The sequence below is a fragment of the Novosphingobium sp. genome (assembly GCF_041915465.1).
In the GTDB taxonomy this organism is placed as follows: Bacteria; Pseudomonadota; Alphaproteobacteria; order Sphingomonadales; family Sphingomonadaceae; genus Novosphingobium.
Map to the genome: position 1 here is coordinate 1 of NZ_JAYSBK010000082.1, position 14,036 is coordinate 14,036.

Here is a 14,036-nt window from a genome sequence, read left to right on the forward strand (position 1 = left end):
ACCACCGCCTGGCCATCGAGCGAGCGCTGGACATCGCATTCGATCCCCATGCCCTTGGCGATTGCCGCCGCGAAGGCCGAGGGCGAATTTTCGGGAATGCCGGGCCCATGGAGACCGCGATGGGCATAGTCAAATTCGCTTAGCCAGCCGACCTTGGCGGCCTTTGGCGCCGGAGCCTTCCAGCGATCAAGCAGGCCGAACGGCAACGATCGCATCCACTTCGACCGCAACGCCGAGCGGCAGGCTGGGCACGCCGACCGCACTGCGGGCATGCTTGCCCGCTTCACCGAACACGGCAACCATCAGTTCCGAGGCGCCGTTGGCCACCTTGGGCTGGTCGGTGAAATCGGCGGCCGAATTGACGAATGCGCCAAGTTTGACGATCCGCTCCACCCGGTCGAGCGAGCCAAGCGCGGCCTTGAGCTGCGCCAGGATCATCAGCCCGCAGGCCTGCGCCCCGTGGACGCCCTGTTCAAGGCTGAGGTCTTCGCCCAACCGCCCCTTGAGCAGCTTGCCATCGACGATCGAGACCTGGCCCGACACATGCGCCAGACCGCCTGCGATCACCACGGGAACATAGGCCGCGACGGGCGCGGCCGGTTCGGGCAAGGAAAGGCCGAGTTCGGCCAGCTTTGCTTCGATACTCATACCCGCCTCTTACAGCCGGGAAAGCAGCCACGGCAAGGCATGTTCCCACGTGTCGATCCGGGCATGGGCGTGGCCCGCCTCGAACCCGCAGGTGATATGCGGCGCAAGGCTGGGTTCGCCGCACAGATGCAGCCGGTCGATATGCGGCACCAGCTCTGCGGCGGAGCCGTGGTGCTGCGCCAGATCGTCAATGAAGACCGCCTTGGACGGCTGGTACTCATCAAGGATCGCCTGCAGCGCCGGCCCCTTGGGCCCCTGGTTGGTGAATACCCGCACGTCGATCCCATGGGCTTCAAGCTGGGCCTTGCGCGCCGCATTGTGCTTGTCATGCAGGTTGGTCAGCACGACCACATCGGCATGATCCTTGAGCGTGTTGATCGCGTCCACCGCCCCGGCAATGGGGTGTTGCCGGTGCATCTCACCGTCGAAGAACAGGTTGAGCAACCGCCAGATCTCGGCCGGCTCGACGGGCCTGTCGCTTTGTTTGTCGCGGATCGCGGTGCTGAAATCGTTGCCGATCAGCTTGAAGGCCACGTCCTGCGTCTCGTTCAGCCATTCGCCGAACGGCACGATCATGTGCAGCAACACTTCGTCACAATCGCTGATGATCAGCGGCTTACCCATCGTTCAAAGCCTTTCCCGCGCGGCCATCAGATTCTGTGGTTCAACCCCGATTGCCTCGGCCGCGGCAACCAGATCGGGTTCGTGAGCGGCAAGGAAATCCAGCACCGCTCCCAGCACGCCCGGATCGCCCAACCCGCCGCGCAGTTCATCCACGCTCATGCCGGTCAGCGCCAGCAGCCGGTCGGCCCGCGCGCTGTCTCCCAGCACCCAGCCGAGCGCGCCAAGCGCCAGGGTCATGGCATCGCGGGGCTGACCACCGCCGGGGAATTCATGATCGCGAAGAATTGTCAGTCTCTCTTGCGCAGCGTAGTGCAGTCCCATGGCAAAGCGCATCCTTGTTGTCGAGGACAACGACCTCAACCGCAAGCTGTTCTGCGACGTCCTGCGCAGCCAGGGCTACGCGGTGGAACCCTGCGCCGACGGGCTGACCGCGCTCGACACGGCTCGTGCCTTCGTGCCGAACCTGATCATCATGGATATCCAGCTGCCCAACGTTTCCGGGCTCGACCTGATCGAAGCCGCCAAGGCCGATCCAACCCTGCGCGCGATCCCGGTGCTGGCCGTCACCGCCTATGCCGGCAAGGGCGACGAGGAGCGGATCCGCGACGCCGGGGCCGAGGGTTACCTGGCCAAGCCGGTATCGATCGGACCGTTCATGGCGGCGGTAAAGGCGCTGGTGGAAAAAGCGGCCTGAATTTCGATCCTGTCGCAAATTCACAAGCGATTTTCGAGGATTACGTGCAGTCGTGGGGATACCGGAAGGCTGGCATTGCTGAACCCGCCGACAAACGCAGGTACCCCCGCCGTGAAACGACTGCTCCTATTCTTCTGTATCGCGCTATCCAACCTGTGCACCTCGCCCGCTTTGGCGCAGAATGGCTACACACCGAACCATTGGGACATCGAAGACCTGGAGCGAGCAAGCGAACAGGCGGTCACGGGCCTCAAGGCCTACGTCGCTCTCGATTTTGCGACCGCGGCCCAGTACTGCCCCGTCGCACTAAAGGCGCTGACCGAGGAGAACCGGGCGCGCGACGATGCCAAGGCTGCCGAAACCGTCGGTTACCTGCGGGTTTGCGCACCGGATTCGCTCGCCAAGGTCGGTCAGGTCGAAAAGGCCTGCGCGCTTTATGCAGAGAATAATTATGTGACCGGCGTGAGCGGCTTCGATGCCAGAGGGTTCTGCGCCAAGGCCGAAGCCGAAGCCAAGCGCCGCGACCAGCGTGAAAATGAAGCCAACGCCCTGCTGGCACGCTTCAATCAGCAATATGGCCGCGTCTCCGGCCTTGATGATTCTGCGCCAGGTTACGCAGACGAAGTCGCACAGCTGCGCACCACCTGTGACGGGCTGGCGAACTATGGCGATGTCTTCAACGCCTATCCGCTGACCTTCTCCTATTATTGCGAAGCGCTGACCGCACTCTACACCAGGCACTGGTCGAGCGGTTGCCATATCGGGTTCAAGACCTGGGCAATGATCGCGCCCCTCACAAGAGATGGAAGCTTGCCGCAGGGCATGGAGCGGCGCAACGAGTACGGCTCGCTGCTGGCCAATCTCGCAGGCATGCACAGCCAATGCGAAGACTGGGGCTATCACTGGCCATCCGACCCGAAGGGCGAATGGACCTACAAGGACGACTGACCGTACTGTCCCCGCTTCGATTTGTCCTGCAATTCTGCGGTTTCACGCGGGGCTTTTCCGTTCGCGGTGCCCTGCCCGCTTGACTTTTGCATCCGGCGCCCCTTTTCAGCCCCATTCATCGGCCAAAGGGCCACGAACACTTCGGGAGCTTTGCTAACCATGGACCGCGCCGAAACCGCCGCGAAGATTGCCGCGCTGATCGAACCCTTCAACAAGAAGGGCGTAGCGATCACCGATGCCACCACCTTTGCGGGCGACCTTGAATTCGACAGCCTGACCGTGATGGATTTCGTGGCCGAGATCGAGGACGCGTTCGACATCATCATTTCGATGAACCAGCAGGCCGAGATCGAAAACTACGGCCAGCTGATCGACGCCGTGGTCAAGCTGCAGGCTTGAGGAAGCGCGGGGACATCATGACCGACCTCTTTTCGAAGTTCGACCCGCTGATCGAACAGCGCCGCGCACTGCTTTCCACCGGCGTCACCGATCCGTTCAACCTGGTGATGGAAAAGGTGATCTCGCCCACCGTCGCGTTGTGCAACGGGCGCGAGACGATCCTGCTGGGCACCTACAACTACATGGGCATGACCTTCGATCCCGACGTGATCGAGGCGGGCAAGCAGGCGCTCGACGATTTCGGCGCGGGCACCACCGGCAGCCGCGTGCTCAACGGCACCTATGCCGGGCACCGCGCGGTGGAAGAGGCGCTCAAGGAATTCTACGGAATGGACCACGCGATGGTCTTTTCCACCGGCTACCAGGCGAACCTGGGCATCATCAGCACGATCGCCGGCAAGGGCGATTACATCGTGCTGGACATTGACAGCCACGCCTCGATCTGGGACGGCTGCAAGATGGGCGACGCCGAAGTCGTGCCCTTCAAGCACAACGACATCGAGGCGATGGAAAAGCGCCTGAAGCGCATTCCCGAAGGCGCGGGCAAGCTGGTCGTGCTCGAAGGCGTCTATTCGATGCTGGGCGACATCGCGCCGCTGAAGGAAATGATCAAGGTCGCCAAGGACCACGGCGCGATGGTGCTGGTCGACGAGGCGCACTCGATGGGCTTCATCGGTCCCAATGGGCGCGGCGTGGCCGAGGAACAGGGTTGCCTTGACGACGTCGATTTCGTGATCGGCACCTTCTCGAAGTCAGTCGGCACGGTCGGCGGCTTCTGCGTGTCGAACCACCCGAAGTTCGAAATCATGCGGCTGGTCTGCCGCCCCTACGTGTTCACCGCCAGCTTGCCGCCGAGCGTGGTGGCCACGGCCTGCACCTCGATCCGCAAGCTGATGCACGCCGGGAACAAGCGCGCGCACCTTTGGGAAAACTCGCGCACCCTGCACAAGGGGCTGCGGGACAAGGGCTTCCAGCTTGGCACCAGCGAGCCGCAGAGCGCGATCATCTCGGTCATCATGCCGGATCTGGAACGCGGCGCGATGATGTGGGAAGCGCTGCTGGAAGAAGGGCTCTACGTGAACCTTGCCCGTCCGCCGGCGACCCCGGCGGGGATGACCCTGCTGCGCTGCTCGCTCTGCGCCGAACATTCGGCTGAGCAGGTTCAGACGATCATCGGCATGTTCGAACGCGCGGGCAAGCGGGCGGGCATCCTTGGTTAAAGCCCTGCTGGCGTGGGTGGCGCTGCTCGCGGCGCTCCCCGCCCCGGCCCGCGCCGAAGACCCGCCGCAACCCGCACCGCCGGGCAAGGGCATGCTCGACGAGCCGTGTCCGGACGTGACCGGGCTGTGGTTCGCCTCGCCCTATGTGCGGCAGTACGACTGGAACTTCCTGTGCCGCTACGCGGCGGAGAACCGGGCACTCGATCCGGCCCAGCCCGTCAGCGTCGTCTTCATCGGGGATTCGATCACCGAAGGCTGGAAACGCCTCGATCCCGGCTTCTTCGGCCCCGCGGTGCTCGATCGCGGGATCAGCGGGCAGACTTCGCCGCAAATGCTCGTGCGCTTCTACCCCGATGTCGTGGCGCTTCGCCCGCGCGTCGTGCACATCATGGCCGGAACCAACGACATTGCAGGCAATACCGGCCCGACCAGTCCCGAGGATTTCAAGAACAACATCCGCGCGATGGCCGACCTCGCCAGGGCTAACGGGATCGTCGTGATCATCGGTTCGATCCTGCCGTCGAACCGCTTTGACTGGAGCCCGGACCTGAAGCCCGACCCTCGGATCCGCGAGCTCAACGCCTGGCTCAAGACCTACGCGGCAGACAACGGGCTGGTCTTCGCCGATTACTGGAGCGCGCTGGCCGGACCGGATGGCGAACTTCCCGCAGCCTACAGCAGCGATGGCGTTCACCCCAATGCGGCCGGCTATGCGGTCATGCGGCCGATTGCCGAGCAGGCAATCGCCGAAGCCGAGGCCCGGGCCAGCGCGCGTTAAGCGCTGGCGGGGGCCGTTTCAGCGGGGGCTTCGTCCGGAAGCCGCTTGTTTTCCGGAACTAGCGGCCAGACAAGCTGCTGACCGAAACCCGAAGGCGCGAGGTTTTCGACACCATAACTCTTGGGATAGGTGCGGGTGATCTTGGCCGTGCCGAACAGCACGTCCCAGAAGAACAGCAGGTTGCCGTAATTGCCCTTGTAGTTGACCGCCGGATCATCGGCATGGCGGCCATGGTGAGCGTGGTGGGTGGCGGGCGTGGAGATCGTGCGTTCCACCAGCCACATCACCGGCGCCAGAGCCTTGATCCGGTAGAGTGGGCGATCCCAGGCGACGTCACTGTGGGCGCCGATGATCACCGCCATCTTGCCGATCAGGTACCCGGCATAGACCCAGCCAAGCCCGAGGTAGACCAGCAGTCCCGAGAGCCAGATCCCCGGCATCATCGCATAGTAGAACAGGTTGTTCCGGTAGACGAGCCGCACGCTCATGTAGCGGCCATCGTGGTGGGCGCGGTGCAGGTTGTAGAGCCAGTGGGTGGAGTGCGATGCGCGGTGCCACCAGTACTGGGTCATGTCATCCAGCACGAGGAATAGCAGGATTGCCGCCAGGACGTTGAGGTTCGCCAATGCGCCGCGCAGCTGCGGGGCGTAGTGGCTCATCAAGGCATCGACCGTCAGCAGGATCAACGGCTGGATCACGACCGGCACCGCAATGGTGCTGACCACTTCGACCACCGCGTCATCGCGGGTCTGCTCCGGCTTGGCGAACAGATGGGTCCGCGCCAGTTCAACCAATGCGAAGGCAATGTAGATAGCGATCACCACATAGGAAGCAGTGGGCATGCCGGTCTCCCGAACCAGTTGTTTGCGGGGCAGACTAGCGCTATCCCCGCTCAAGAATGTCAGATAATTTACAATTCAACCCATCCGGTCGCACCATTCTCAGTCCCTCGCTGATCGAGGCGCTGACCGCGGAGCAGCGCCAGCGCCTGCAGGCAGCCGGGGTGACCCGCAGCTTTGCCGATGGCCAGACGATCCAGCACCGCGGTGACGAAGGCCGGGGCTTCTGGCTGATCAATTCCGGCAACGTTCGGGTCGGCCAGTTCGATGCCGGGGGGGAATTCAACGCAATCGCCATGCTCGGCGCAGGGACCAGCTACGGCGAACTCGCGATGCTGGCCCGCCGCCCGCGCGTGGTCGATGCCCTGGCGGTCGGACCGGTGCGGGCAACCTGGATCGCGGCGCACCGGCTTGAAGCAGAGATCGCCGATGACCCGTCCACCGCGCGCCGCGTGATCGGCACGATTGCCCTGCAACTGCAGGAAATGATCGAACTTGTTGCAATGCTGCGCCGTTCGCGCGGAGTTGAACGGGTGGCACAGGTACTGGCTGTGCTATCCGGTTCGGCGCCCCTGCCGTGCCGGGTAGCGATCACCCAGCAAGGTCTGGCAGATCTGGTCGGAACCTCGCGGATGACCGTCAGCGTCACGCTGACCCGGCTCGAAGGGCTGGGACTGGTCCGGCGCTGCTACGGCGCAATCGAAGTGCTTGACCGCTCGGGCCTGCACGATGCCGCCCGGTTCGACGAGGCCTGATCCGCTCAGCCGAGCGGATCGGTCGTGCCGTCCGGGGTGCCTTGCGCAACCTTGGCACGGATGAAACCGTCGCGCCGGCTGAGCCGTTCGAAGTAAGCCGTCATGCCCGGCGTAACCTGTTCCGCCAGACCGATCGACTGGGCCAGCATCACGGCATAGCCGACCGAAATATCCGCCATCGTAAAGCGTCCGGCACAGGCGAATTCCGGCCCGATCAGCGTTTCGGCATTGCGCAGGCGCGATCCGAACCACACCGCGTAATCTTCTGCCGCCTGCGGGTGGCGGCGCTCGGGCGGCTCAAGCCGGGTATAGCGCAGAAACACCGTCTGCGGGAAAGTCAGCGTCGCCTCGCCCATGTGCAGGAAGTTGAGGTAGGCAGCGTAATCCGCCTCTTCCGGGGCGACCGCCAGCGGGCTGGGGCCATAGCGCGTGGCAAGGAAATGCGGGATCGCCGCGCTTTCGGTCATCAGCTTGCCACCGGCCACCAGCGCCGGAACCGTGCCCAGAGGGTTGATGTCGCGGTACCCTTCATAGGTCGCGCGCGGCGGGAACCGCATCAGTTCCAGGCTATAGGGCAGCCCCAGCTCTTCCAGTGCCCAGAGCACGCGGAACGAGCGCGCATCGCGGCAGTGATAGAGCTTGATGGCTTCCGTCACGCGGCAGCCTCGACGGCGCTCGGCGCTTCGCACTTGGCGTCGGACTTGCTGCTACCGCCGCCCAGCATCGCCACCGCAACGAAACCGCCAACGACGATCAGAACGAAGCCGGCCGTAACCAGCGCCAGGTACTTGTCGATGAAGGCCTTGATCGGCGCGCCGAACAGGCGGAACAGCACGCCCACGATCATGAAGCTGATCGAGCGGCTGACGATGCTCGCGAGGATGAAGGTCGCGATCGGCATGGCAATGAAGCCCGCCGTGATCGTCAACAGCTTGAAGGGAATCGGCGTGGCGCCCTTCAGCATGATGATCTCTGCCCCGTATTCGCGCAAATAGCAGGCCGCCTTGGGGAAGCTGTCCGTCAGGCCCAGCACGGCAAGCAGCTGGGTTCCGATCGTGTCGTAGAGGAAGTGGCCGATCGCATAACCCAGCAGGCCGCCCGCGACCGAGGCGAGTGTGGCGATGGCGGCAAACCGCACCGCCTTCTTCGGTTCGGCCAGGCACATCAGCCCCAGCAGGGGATGCGGCGGGATCGGGAAAAAGCTCGCCTCGACAAAGGCAAAGACCGCCAGCCACCATTCGGCGCGGGGATCCGCAGCCTTGGCCATGGTCCAGTCATAGAGGCGGCGCAGCATCGAGGCTCCCTTCAGCAAGCTTGGTCGACCCTGCCTAGCTTGGCTGATCAAGCGCGACAAGCGGTCGCGCCATATAACCAATTTGGTTATTTAAGCTTGACATCGTAACGCTGTTTAGGTACATAAAGGGAACATCGCAAAGAACCGATTCGGCACCGCCGCCTCGCTTCACACGATGCCCCCCTTTCACAGCAAACGGAACGAACCCGCATGGCGGACTCTGAAAAGTCCGGACGGCGCAGCACGGTTGCGTCGCCTGATCTGCCGCGCTTCCGGCAATAGTCGAAGCCGTTTCTGGCCGAATTGGCCGCCACCTCCAACGTCAGCGCCGCCGCCCGCAAGGCCGGCATTTCCACCACTGCCGCCTATGAGGCGCGCCGCCTCAACGCCGAATTCAACCGCGCCTGGCAACGCGCCCTGTGCGAAGGCTACGACCACCTCGAGATGGAACTGCTCCACCGCCTGCGCAGCGGCGAGGTGAAGCCCGCCACCGGAGCCAGGCGCGGCGTGCGCGCCTTCGACAATGCCACCGCCTTTCGCCTGCTGGCCGCGCACCGCGAATCCGCCGCCCGCCAGCGCGCCATCCGCGACAACGAGGATGCCGAGGCCATCATCCTGTCAATCAACGCCAAGCTGGAAAAGATGCGCCAGCGCCGCCTGGCCGCCCTGCCCCCTCCGGCACAAGCGGCAAGTGTGGCGGAAACCTCCGGATCGGCTAGCGATGAGTAACGAAGGGCTGCTGGCGGAACTGCGCACGCTGAGCGACGAACAGTCCAAGGAGTTCGCTCACCACTGGCGGCTTTGGGCGCGGCGCGATCAGCTTGCGCCGGAGGGCGACTGGCGCACCTGGCTGATCATGGCCGGGCGCGGCTTTGGCAAGACCCGCGCCGGGGCCGAATGGGTTCGCGCCATCGCCGCCGCCCAGCCCGATGCCCGCATCGCGCTGATCGCCGCCTCGCTGGGCGAGGCGCGCGCGGTGATGGTCGAAGGCGAAAGCGGCCTGCTGGGCGTTTGCCCGCCGCGCAGTCGCCCGCAGTTCGAACCATCGCTGCGGCGGCTGACCTGGCCCAACGGGGCCTAGGCCACGCTTTATTCCGCGCTCGAGCCCGAGGCCCTGCGCGGCCCCCAGCACAGCCACGCCTGCCGGCCAGGCCCAGAAAGAAGGCTTCGTGAACGAGGCCTTCACCAGGATCGATGCCCTGCTGCACGGGGCCATTGAGGCGGAAACGGCCGCTCCGCCGCCGCTCCCGATGGACGGCCAATGCTGGCTGTTGGGCAGCGGCGCAAGCGCAGCATGGGCCGGCCATGACGGTTAAATTGCCGCATTTTCTGGCGGGAACTGGCGCTTCTTCGCGCCTCGCGACGGAATGCGCTTGCTCAACCGTCAGACGGGAGCCGAGGTCCGCTTTGCAGGAACGTGGAAACAGCCTGCCAAACCGGCGGCTCCGCTTGGCGGGACGACAATCGACACCGAAGCTCGCAATGCAATTTCGGAGTTGCTGCAAAGCCTTATCGATGCAGGCATAATTCCCGCGGCCTAAGAAAGATTCGTGGTCCAACGCCGATTCACGGTTAGGGCACCGCTTTTGACTCGATTTTTTGGTTAGAACACCGCGTAAGGGCATTGATTCGCGATATTTTTGCAACAGTCCGTGGTTTTTGAGCGCTTGCGCCGCGTCCCCTATGACGGTAGACCATTTGCCACTCGGTGGCTCAATCCTATGAAAAGGGGAAAACGACAATGCGCAAACTAGTCCTAGGGATGGCGCTGGCCACATCGGCCCTCGCGACGCCCGCTCTGGCTCGCGACAACACGTGGTACATCGAAGGTGATGTCGGCGGCACGCTCGTCGAAGACATGCACACCAGCACCGGCGAAGTCCTCAACACCGCTGCCGGTTACGATGTCGGCGGGATCGTCGGCTATGACTTCGGCGGCTTCCGCCTCGAAGCCGAAACCAGCTATCGTCGCGCTTCGGCCGACTCGCTCATCTTGGGCGCCACTCAGGTTTCGAAGCCGGCCCTTGATGGCAACGCCAGTGCGCTCAGCTTCATGCTGAACGGCCTGCTCGACTTTGGTGACGACGATGGTCTGCAGGGCTTTGTCGGCGCTGGCGCTGGCGTTGGCCGCGTCAGCGTGAAGGCGATGAACGGCGCGCTCACCTATGTCGACGATTCGGACACCGGGTTCGCGTGGCAGGCTCTCGCCGGCGTCCGCATGCCGGTCAGCAGCAAGGTTGACGTCGGTGTGAAGTACCGCCTGTACAACCAGAGCGGCGTCGATCTCGTCGCTCCGCAGGGCGGCATCTCGACCACCAAGTTCCGCTCGCACTCGCTGATGCTGACGCTGGGCTACAACTTCGGTGAGGAAGCGGCTCCGCTGCCGGCTCCGACCCCGCCGCCGCCCCCGCCGCCGCCGCCGCCGCCGCCGCCCCCGCCGCCGCCGCCGCCGCCGGTGGTCTGCAACAAGGGTCCGTATATCGTGTTCTTCGACTGGGATAAGTCGGACATCACGCCGGAAGCCGCGACGATCCTCGACAGCGCCGTGACGGCTTATGGCAACTGCGCCAATGTTCCGATCATGCTGGCCGGTTATGCCGACCGTTCGGGCAAGCCCGCCTATAACCAGGGTCTGTCGGAACGCCGCAACGCTTCGGTTGCCGCGTACCTGACCTCGCATGGTGTGCCGTCCAGCGCGATCACCAGCCAGGGCTTCGGCGAAAACAACCCGCGCGTTCCGACTGCTGACGGCGTGCGTGAACTCCAGAACCGCCGAGTGGAAATCACCTACGGTCCGGGTTCGGGCATGTAATCTTCCACAAGGAAGAAAAGAATTGGGGGCCGGAGCAATCCGGCCCCTTTTTCGTATATGGTCAAGGCGACTCAGCCCCCACGGAGATCGCATCGCCATGAACAAGACCAGCCTCGTTTGCCTGATTGCCGTTTCGGCTCTCGCAGCCTGCACAACGGCCCGCGAAACCGGCGGTTCGACCATTGCCACGACGACCCTGCTTCAGGCAGACGGCGAAGTTGCCGGCAAGGCGACCATTTCACGCCAGGGGAACGCACTCACTCTCTCGGTAACCGCTCAGGGCATCACCCCGGGGCCTCACGGCATTCATCTGCACATGATTGGCGATTGTTCAGCTGCCGGTTTTACCTCGGCAGGTGGCCACCTCAACCCGGGCAAGCATCAGCACGGGCTCCAGAACCCTGCTGGCAGCCACCTCGGCGACCTTCCCAATATCGTGATCGGCGCTGATGGCACCGGGTCGCTTGATACCGTACTGACCGGTTCAGCCGCAGATCTTGAGCCGATCCTGTTCGATAGCGACGGCACAGCCGTCGTTATCCACGCAGCCCCGGATGACAATCTGACCGATCCCAGCGGCAACAGCGGCGCCCGGATCGCCTGCGGCGTGCTGGCGCATAGCTAGGCGGATCGCCGGGGGCGGTCAGCTGCCCTCGCCGGCTCGCTTCAGCATCGTCGCTTCGGCCGCGGGCACGGCCCGCAGAGCATAGACCAGCAGTGCAACGGCGATCGGCGTCACGCCGATAAGCGAGAGGATGCCGGTGCGCAGATCGCCAACCAGCTTGCCGTTCACAACCTCGCCGGCGAAGTCGGAAATCTGTCCGACCAAGTAGGCTCCGAACGAGAGGCCGACCAAGGTCGTCCCGAGGAAGAACGACGCTGTCGCCGTCCCGCGCATGCGGGGCAGGACCAGATCCTGTGTGGTTGCAGCCGCCGCGCCAAGCGCTGCCGCGCCGAACATCCCTGCGAGGAAGTTCATGGTATAGAACAGCGTCGGATCCGGCGTCGTATAGCCAACCCACAACGGGATCATGGGCGCCAGAACACCGAACAGGATCACATAGATCCGGCCGGCAGGATTCTTCGCCCGCAAGGCATCGGCAACCCGTCCGCCAATGATCACCCCCAGAAACCCGCTCACCGCGCCATTTGCACCGAGCACAAACGCCAATTCCTGCTTCGGAAGGCCAAGGACGGTTTCTGCATAGGGGGCAGACCAGAACGCGAGCGCATAGGCGACGAGCGAGACCAGACCGTAGCCCAACGTGGTGCAGATGAAGGCCGGAGTGCCCCAGATCAGCCTGAAGGTCGCCGGATCGCGTGCCCGCAGCGCACTCGCCCACGAGAAGACCGCGTAGTAGCCCAGGCCCACTGCCAGCCATTGCGGCAGATTGCCGGTGATATGGATCATGCCCAGCGCTAACAGTGCAACCAGTGCGGCCACTCCGAGATTGATCAGGAAGGCCCCGGGACCGCGCCGCCACGCACCGATGAGGGTAAAGGGCGGAACGATCGCAGACAGATCGCCGAGAAAATCCGCAAAAGGTGTCGGAGAACTCACGGCGGCCACTCCGTCCATTGCCCCACGCACAGGCTCGCGCAGGGTCGCGACCCAGAGCGCCACAAGCAGGCCGGGAATCCCCACGGCCAGGAATGCGGCCTGCCAGCCGACGAGGCCGAGCGGTCCCCCTTCGGGAAACGCGGCGTTCCACCCCTGCACGATCTGCGCGCCGATCAGGAGCGACACGCCGCCGCCCAGATAAAGCCCGGAGGAATAGATCGCGAGTGCGGTCGCGCGTCGTTGCTTCGGAAAATAGTCCGAGATGAGCGAATAAGCAGTCGGGCTGGCAGTCGCTTCACCGATCCCTACCCCCATCCGCGCAAACGACAGCGAGACCTGATTGCGCGCGAAGCCGGAAAGCGCGGTCATTGCCGACCATAGTGCCAGGCCAAGGCTCAGCAGCCTGACCCGATTCCAGTTATCGGCCAGACGGCCAAGCGGGATCCCGAACAGGGCGTAGAACACGCCAAATGCAGCGCCCCCCAGGAAGCCCATATCGGCATCGGTGAGATCGAGATCGGACTTGATGTCGACCGCAAGAATGCTGACCACTTGCCGGTCGATGAAGTTCAGAATGTAGACGAGGACCAGAACCCCGAGCACGTACCAGGAATAACCACTGGCGCGTGGTTCGGTTGCTTGCTGATCTTCATCCATTCCCGTTCTCCCCGCCCGCGTAATAACGGGTCGTATCCAAGATGCCGGCCTTCGCGAAGCCTTCGCGCCGCAAGCGGCAACTGTCGCAACGGCCACAGGCCGAACCGTCCGGTTGCGGATCGTAGCACGACCAACTCATCGCCGGGTCGAAACCAAGCCGGTGCGCCTCGCGGGCAATGTCAGCCTTGCCAAGGTATTGCAGCGGCGCGTGGATCTTGAAATCCTCGCCTTCCGCCCCTGCTTTGGTCGCCAGCCGCGCCACTTCGGTAAAGGCAGCGATGAATTCGGGGCGGCAATCCGGATAGCCCGAATAGTCGAGCGCGTTGACCCCGATGAAAATATCCCGCGCCCCGATTGCTTCGGCCCAGGCCAGGGTCAGGGACAGGAACACCAGATTCCGTGCCGGAACGTAGGTGACCGGAATTTCCTCGCCGACACCCTCCTTCGGCACCGCGATATCATCGGTGAGTGCCGAGCCTCCGAACTGGCGCAGGTCCAATGGCAGGATCACATGGCGCTGCGCGCCGAGCTTGGCCGCGATTTCGCGCGCGGCGTCCAGTTCGCGGCGATGGCGCTGATTGTAGTCAATCGTAAGCGCGTTGAGCTGATATCCTGCCTCGCGGGCCAATCCGGCTACGACCATCGAATCGAGCCCGCCCGACAACAGCACCACTGCCTTGCGGCCCAATCCATCGCTGTCATGCTGCATGGCGCTAGGGCTAGCCGCTCCCGCGCGCAGTGGCAACCGCCTCAGCCCGGACAGTCCCCGACCCGGCGCGCCTCCGCCGAAAAATCGAACGGCAGCCC

Annotated in this window: 19 protein-coding genes and 1 pseudogene; 11 read left to right on the plus strand and 9 right to left on the minus strand. The window is 64.0% G+C overall.

Annotated features, from left to right (window positions below):
- The 4 genes from ACE3SN_RS12840 to ACE3SN_RS12855 form a co-directional block, all read right to left on the minus strand.
- On the minus strand, window positions 1-215 hold a 215-nt coding region (locus ACE3SN_RS12840), incomplete at its 3' end, for a glycerophosphodiester phosphodiesterase family protein (RefSeq protein WP_374530597.1).
- Window positions 187-648 (minus strand): RidA family protein, encoded by a 462-nt coding sequence (locus ACE3SN_RS12845; protein ID WP_374530598.1) that lies wholly within the window; start codon window positions 646-648, stop codon window positions 187-189. The genes ACE3SN_RS12845 and ACE3SN_RS12840, both read right to left, overlap by 29 nt.
- 9 nt (window positions 649-657) lie before the next feature.
- Window positions 658-1,272: an HAD family hydrolase gene (locus tag ACE3SN_RS12850; protein ID WP_374530600.1), complete on the minus strand. Its 615-nt coding sequence runs from the start codon at window positions 1,270-1,272 to the stop codon at window positions 658-660.
- Between the two features lie 3 nt (window positions 1,273-1,275).
- Complete coding sequence (locus ACE3SN_RS12855; protein ID WP_374530601.1) at window positions 1,276-1,509, minus strand: DUF3572 domain-containing protein; 234 nt, start codon at window positions 1,507-1,509, stop codon at window positions 1,276-1,278.
- A gap of 82 nt (window positions 1,510-1,591) precedes the next feature.
- Between ACE3SN_RS12855 and ACE3SN_RS12860 the strand changes: the two genes are divergently transcribed.
- The 5 genes from ACE3SN_RS12860 (at window position 1,592) to ACE3SN_RS12880 (ending at window position 5,311) form a co-directional block, all read left to right on the plus strand.
- A complete protein-coding gene (locus ACE3SN_RS12860) occupies window positions 1,592-1,966 on the plus strand; it encodes a response regulator (RefSeq protein ID WP_374530602.1) in 375 nt (124 codons plus the stop codon).
- Between the two features lie 111 nt (window positions 1,967-2,077).
- Window positions 2,078-2,914, plus strand: a complete 837-nt coding sequence (locus ACE3SN_RS12865; RefSeq protein WP_374530604.1) for a hypothetical protein — start codon at window positions 2,078-2,080, stop codon at window positions 2,912-2,914.
- 159 nt (window positions 2,915-3,073) lie between these two features.
- Window positions 3,074-3,313 carry an acyl carrier protein gene (locus ACE3SN_RS12870; RefSeq protein WP_374530606.1) on the plus strand — a complete coding sequence of 80 codons (240 nt, stop codon included), beginning with the start codon at window positions 3,074-3,076 and terminating at the stop codon, window positions 3,311-3,313.
- A gap of 17 nt (window positions 3,314-3,330) precedes the next feature.
- Window positions 3,331-4,533 carry an aminotransferase class I/II-fold pyridoxal phosphate-dependent enzyme gene (locus ACE3SN_RS12875; RefSeq protein WP_374530608.1) on the plus strand — a complete coding sequence of 401 codons (1,203 nt, stop codon included), beginning with the start codon at window positions 3,331-3,333 and terminating at the stop codon, window positions 4,531-4,533.
- Window positions 4,526-5,311 carry an SGNH/GDSL hydrolase family protein gene (locus ACE3SN_RS12880; protein ID WP_374530610.1) on the plus strand — a complete coding sequence of 262 codons (786 nt, stop codon included), beginning with the start codon at window positions 4,526-4,528 and terminating at the stop codon, window positions 5,309-5,311. The genes ACE3SN_RS12875 and ACE3SN_RS12880 overlap by 8 nt, the downstream gene beginning before the upstream one ends.
- Here the strand turns inward: ACE3SN_RS12880 and ACE3SN_RS12885 are convergent.
- Entirely contained in the window at window positions 5,308-6,153 is an 846-nt protein-coding gene (locus tag ACE3SN_RS12885; RefSeq protein ID WP_374530612.1) for a sterol desaturase family protein, read from the minus strand. The genes ACE3SN_RS12880 and ACE3SN_RS12885 overlap by 4 nt on opposite strands.
- Window positions 6,154-6,209: 56 nt before the next feature.
- On the opposite strand from ACE3SN_RS12885, the gene ACE3SN_RS12890 reads away from it, so the two are divergent.
- Window positions 6,210-6,905, plus strand: a complete 696-nt coding sequence (locus tag ACE3SN_RS12890) for a Crp/Fnr family transcriptional regulator (RefSeq protein ID WP_374530614.1) — start codon at window positions 6,210-6,212, stop codon at window positions 6,903-6,905.
- A gap of 5 nt (window positions 6,906-6,910) precedes the next feature.
- On the opposite strand, the gene ACE3SN_RS12895 is transcribed toward ACE3SN_RS12890, so the two are convergent.
- Entirely contained in the window at window positions 6,911-7,561 is a 651-nt protein-coding gene (locus tag ACE3SN_RS12895; protein WP_374530616.1) for a glutathione S-transferase family protein, read from the minus strand.
- On the minus strand, window positions 7,558-8,199 hold the full coding sequence (locus tag ACE3SN_RS12900) for a YqaA family protein (RefSeq protein WP_374530618.1): 642 nt from the start codon (window positions 8,197-8,199) through the stop codon (window positions 7,558-7,560). Before ACE3SN_RS12900 ends, ACE3SN_RS12895 begins: the two co-directional genes overlap by 4 nt.
- A 303-nt stretch (window positions 8,200-8,502) precedes the next feature.
- Here ACE3SN_RS12900 and ACE3SN_RS12905 point away from each other — a divergent pair, with 303 nt between their 5' ends.
- The 5 genes and pseudogenes from ACE3SN_RS12905 to ACE3SN_RS12925 all read left to right on the plus strand — a co-directional run bounded on the left by ACE3SN_RS12905 (window position 8,503) and on the right by ACE3SN_RS12925 (window position 11,636).
- A complete protein-coding gene (locus ACE3SN_RS12905) occupies window positions 8,503-8,928 on the plus strand; it encodes a hypothetical protein (protein WP_374530620.1) in 426 nt (141 codons plus the stop codon).
- A pseudogene (locus ACE3SN_RS12910) lies at window positions 8,921-9,340 on the plus strand (terminase large subunit domain-containing protein); the annotation flags it as partial. The gene ACE3SN_RS12905 and the pseudogene ACE3SN_RS12910, both read left to right, overlap by 8 nt.
- 28 nt (window positions 9,341-9,368) lie before the next feature.
- Window positions 9,369-9,515 carry a DUF2793 domain-containing protein gene (locus tag ACE3SN_RS12915; protein ID WP_374530622.1) on the plus strand — a complete coding sequence of 49 codons (147 nt, stop codon included), beginning with the start codon at window positions 9,369-9,371 and terminating at the stop codon, window positions 9,513-9,515.
- A 425-nt stretch (window positions 9,516-9,940) separates the two neighbouring features.
- Window positions 9,941-11,011 (plus strand): OmpA family protein, encoded by a 1,071-nt coding sequence (locus tag ACE3SN_RS12920; RefSeq protein ID WP_374530624.1) that lies wholly within the window; start codon window positions 9,941-9,943, stop codon window positions 11,009-11,011.
- Window positions 11,012-11,108: 97 nt separating this feature from the next.
- The gene (locus tag ACE3SN_RS12925) at window positions 11,109-11,636 is read left to right on the plus strand and encodes a superoxide dismutase family protein (RefSeq protein WP_374530626.1); all 528 of its coding nucleotides are present in this window, start codon (window positions 11,109-11,111) and stop codon (window positions 11,634-11,636) included.
- Window positions 11,637-11,654: 18 nt separating this feature from the next.
- Here the strand turns inward: ACE3SN_RS12925 and ACE3SN_RS12930 are convergent, their stop codons facing one another.
- Together ACE3SN_RS12930 and queC are read right to left on the minus strand one after the other, a co-directional pair.
- Entirely contained in the window at window positions 11,655-13,229 is a 1,575-nt protein-coding gene (locus tag ACE3SN_RS12930; RefSeq protein ID WP_374530628.1) for a spinster family MFS transporter, read from the minus strand.
- Window positions 13,222-13,938, minus strand: a complete 717-nt coding sequence (gene queC, locus ACE3SN_RS12935) for a 7-cyano-7-deazaguanine synthase QueC (RefSeq protein WP_374530630.1) — start codon at window positions 13,936-13,938, stop codon at window positions 13,222-13,224. The genes ACE3SN_RS12930 and queC overlap by 8 nt, the downstream gene beginning before the upstream one ends.
- Between the last annotated feature and the right edge of the window lie 98 nt (window positions 13,939-14,036).